We start from the raw sequence: 2,379 nt of genomic DNA, 5'->3' as shown, positions 1-2,379 counted from the left end.
TGGTGGTCGATACTGGGCTCGAACCAGTGACCCCCTCCTTGTAAGGGAGGTGCTCTCCCAGCTGAGCTAATCGACCTCGCTGTGTGGGGCCGTATTATAGGGAGCAACGAAATACTGTCAACGACTTTTTGATTAAAAAAGTTCAGGCGCGCTAAAAACAGCCGTCTTGGTTGATTGTTAGACGCATTAGACCGCCTTTTGCTGACATCAACCAGATTTTGGCGAATAAATAACATCTCACTATTGATAAGCCCCCTATTATATTCTTTCTGCCTCCACTAATACCTGTTAGTTAGTAGACTACTACTAACCTTTATATTCAAACTTAAATTGATTGCGCAATATTAGATGACGTTGACTATAGTGAATGCCTGCTCCACAAGAATGAAAATAACAAGAGTGGAACTCGCATAATGTGGTGGTTTGGGTATAGAATATCGGCCACTTTATTATATCTGTCTTTATATAGACGTTTTCAGAAATAGGTCAGTGTCCCATTATGACAACTAAGACGCGTTTTGCTCCAAGCCCAACAGGCTTTTTACATGTAGGTGGTGCTCGTACAGCACTTTATTCTTGGCTATATGCTCGTGCGAACCAAGGTGAGTTTGTTTTACGTGTAGAAGATACAGATATTGAACGTTCAACACCTGAAGCTTGCGCTGCGATCTTAGAAGGTATGGAGTGGTTAGGCTTAACTTGGGATGAAGGCCCGTATTACCAAACCAAGCGCTTTGATCGTTACAATGAAATCATTGCTCAAATGCTAGAACAAGGCAGTGCATATAAGTGTTACTGCTCACGTGAGCGTATTGAAGCAATGCGTGAAGAACAAGCTGCTAATGGTGAGTCTCAAAAATATGATGGCCATTGTCGTAACTTAGCGCCACGTGAAACTGACGAGCCGTTTGTTATTCGTTTCAAAAACCCTACAGAAGGTAGTGTGGTATTTGATGATCATGTTCGTGGTCGCATCGAATTTGCTAACGATACTTTAGATGATTTGATCATTGCCCGAACTGAAGGCACGCCAACTTATAACTTCTGTGTAGTTGTTGATGACTGGGACATGGGGATCACTTGTGTTGTACGCGGTGAAGATCACATCAATAACACCCCTCGCCAAATTAATATTTTAAAAGCATTAGGTGCACCTGTTCCTGAATATGCGCACGTATCAATGATTTTAGGCGACGATGGCGCTAAATTATCAAAACGTCATGGCGCAGTTGGCGTAATGCAATACCGTGATGATGGCTATTTACCTGAAGCCCTATTGAACTACTTAGTTCGTTTAGGTTGGTCACATGGCGATCAAGAAGTATTCTCAATTGATGAAATGATTTCATTATTTAAATTAGATGACATCAACAAAGCAGCTTCTGCATTCAATACTGACAAATTAAATTGGCTAAACCAGCATTACATTAAAGAGTCGGCACCAGAATATGTTGCAGGCCACCTTCAATGGCATATGGATGACCAAAAAATTGATACCACAAACGGCCCTGCTTTAGCTGAAGTTGTCACAGCACTTGCAGAAAGAGCGAAAACCTTAAAAGAGTTAGCCGCATCTAGTCGCTACTTCTATGAAGATTTCGACGCTTTTGATGAAAATGCAGCGAAAAAGCACTTGCGTGGTGTTGCAATGGAACCACTTAAGTTAATCCAACAAAAAATTTCAGCTCTATCTGATTGGTCTGTTGAAGCAATTCATCAAGCAATTGAAGACACCGCAGCAGAACTTGAAGTAGGAATGGGTAAAGTTGGAATGCCTTTACGTGTCGCTGTTACAGGCGCCGGAATGTCACCTGCTGTAGATTTAACCTTATTTCTCATTGGAAAGGCTCGTTGCGAACAAAGAATATCCAAAGCGATTGATTTTGTAGCAGCTAGAATAAATTCTTAAAAAACGAGTTGACACTTTTGGGCAGGCTGCATAGAATGCGCCCCGTACTTGAGACACGATGTGATTATTTATCGCAGCATGTCCAAATGCAATTTGTAAAGTTGAGGGGCTATAGCTCAGCTGGGAGAGCGCTTCGCTGGCAGCGAAGAGGTCCACGGTTCGATCCCGTGTAGCTCCACCAATTTTACAACAATTCAAGCGTTAAGTTTTAGCCTACAGAACTTAATGAGTTATTCACTCTTTGCAGAGTTTAATGCAGTCCGGGTCCCCTTCGATTAAAGAAGAGATGCCTAGGGCACCGCGTTATTTTTATTAAGAGCACGGCGGTTTCACTTTAATAGCCTTCTAAAGTGTTACTTATAGGTCTTCGTTATATTAGAAGTAAAACAATATGTCCGGGTCCCCTTCGTCTAGAGGCCTAGGACACCGCCCTTTCACGGCGGTAACAGGGGTTCGAATCCCCTAGGGGA

The 2,379-nt window shown here is 42.5% G+C and carries 1 protein-coding gene and 2 tRNA genes; 2 read left to right on the top strand and 1 reads right to left on the bottom strand.

Annotated elements, in window-relative coordinates:
* Window positions 1–76 (bottom strand) — tRNA-Val (locus tag Q4546_RS19060).
* 423 nt (window positions 77–499) lie between these two features.
* Between Q4546_RS19060 and gltX the strand changes: the two genes are divergently transcribed.
* Entirely contained in the window at window positions 500–1,909 is a 1,410-nt protein-coding gene (gene gltX, locus Q4546_RS19055; protein WP_102436489.1) for a glutamate--tRNA ligase, read from the top strand.
* A 105-nt stretch (window positions 1,910–2,014) separates the two neighbouring features.
* Window positions 2,015–2,090: transfer RNA gene (locus Q4546_RS19050), tRNA-Ala, on the top strand.
* Window positions 2,091–2,379: the final 289 nt, after the last annotated feature.

Source organism: Shewanella sp. 4_MG-2023 (assembly GCF_030548015.1).
Lineage (GTDB): Bacteria > Pseudomonadota > Gammaproteobacteria > Enterobacterales > Shewanellaceae > Shewanella.
Note: the sequence above shows the minus strand (reverse complement) of the source record. Positions and strands in the feature narration are given on the sequence as shown.